The sequence below is a fragment of the Streptomyces sp. NPDC005070 genome (assembly GCF_053600395.1).
In genome coordinates this window covers 1-1,286 of record NZ_JBSFZS010000536.1, presented here as the reverse complement: position 1 = coordinate 1,286, position 1,286 = coordinate 1, and the positions used below count along the sequence as shown (strand labels likewise).

Here is a 1,286-nt window from a genome sequence, read left to right as displayed (position 1 = left end):
CGTCCTCGGCCACGGCGTGGTCGACGATGCCCGCGGTCGCGGCGTCGGTGCCGCCGTATCGCCGGCCGGCGACCATGGCTTCGTGGGCGGTCTGGGGCGCCAGGCGGGACTGGATCAGGGCGGACATGCCGGGGGTGAAGGGGATCTTGATGTCGGACTCGGGCAGACACCAGAAGCCGCGGTCGGCCCGCATGACCCGGAAGTCGTGCGCGAGAGAGAGCATGGCGCCGGCGGCGAAGGTGTGTCCCTGGAGGGCCGCGACGGTGATCATGGGCAGGGCGAGCACGCGGGCGAACAGCGCGTGGACGGTGTCGACGTAGGCGGCGTACTGGTCGGCGTGGGCGGTCAGCCATTCCAGGTCCAGGCCGTTGGAGAAGAACTTGCCCGTCGCGGCGGTCACCAACGCCCGGGGGGCATCGGCCTTCTCCACCTCGTCCAGGGCGGCGTTGACGGACGCGAGCCAGTCCGGGTGAAAGCGGTTCTCGTCGTCTCCGAGGTTCAGCACGAAGACGGAGTCATGACGGTCGAGGGTAGGCATGTGTGCTCCTGAAGGGGGTGTGTGAGGTGCCAAAAGGGGACGGGATCGGGCTGCGGGCTGCCACGGGTGAGGCACGGCCCAAGGGTGTGTCTTTGGTCGTCTTGGCCGTGCACGTGGCCCACCGCCGCACCTCGCCAATGCGTGGGCATGCTGCCGATGGTGACTTCGCCATGCAGCGTCTTGGGAGCGGGCCGCATGCGGGTGGTCGTGGGGAGGATATCTGGGGGGAAGTGACGGGCTGTCGGTTGGCACCAGCGAAGCGGCTCGTCGCGCCCTGGTACTTGACCAGCGCGATGCTCGGGTGCGCAACGACGGTGGCGCACCCCTCGGAGTTCGGTTCCCGGTTCTGGACCACGCTGGACCGGTGGTCAGAGCGAGCGGCCGGCACGTACCACCCCGGCCCGCGCCTGAACCATCTCGCCGTCGGCGGGCCGGACATAGTCGATGGTGAACCCGGTGGTGAGCGGTCGGCTACCCGGTCGGTGTCGGCGGTGAAGGCCATCGCGTTCTCCGCGACGTAGGCATTCGCCCCACCGTGGCCATAGCCGCACTGCTGGAGGACGTCGGTCCGGTTGCACAGTTCGAGAATGGCCGCGTCGTCTTCGAAGTCTACCGGGCGGGTGCCCAGCAGCACGCTCGATGGCTGGGCCACTGGGACCTGGCGGGCAAAGGCGGGATTGCGCCCCCCACGTACCGGCTCTGCCATGTCTGCCACCCCGCACGACCTCCTCAGTTCACTGGTGAACTG

At 69.1% G+C, this 1,286-nt stretch carries 1 protein-coding gene; it reads right to left on the bottom strand.

Features of this window, described 5'->3' with window-relative positions; translation table 11 throughout:
- Nucleotides 1–538 (bottom strand): enoyl-CoA hydratase-related protein (locus ACWEBX_RS40920; protein WP_451889750.1); only part of this gene is annotated, 538 nt, incomplete at its 3' end.
- Between the last annotated feature and the right edge of the window lie 748 nt (nt 539–1,286).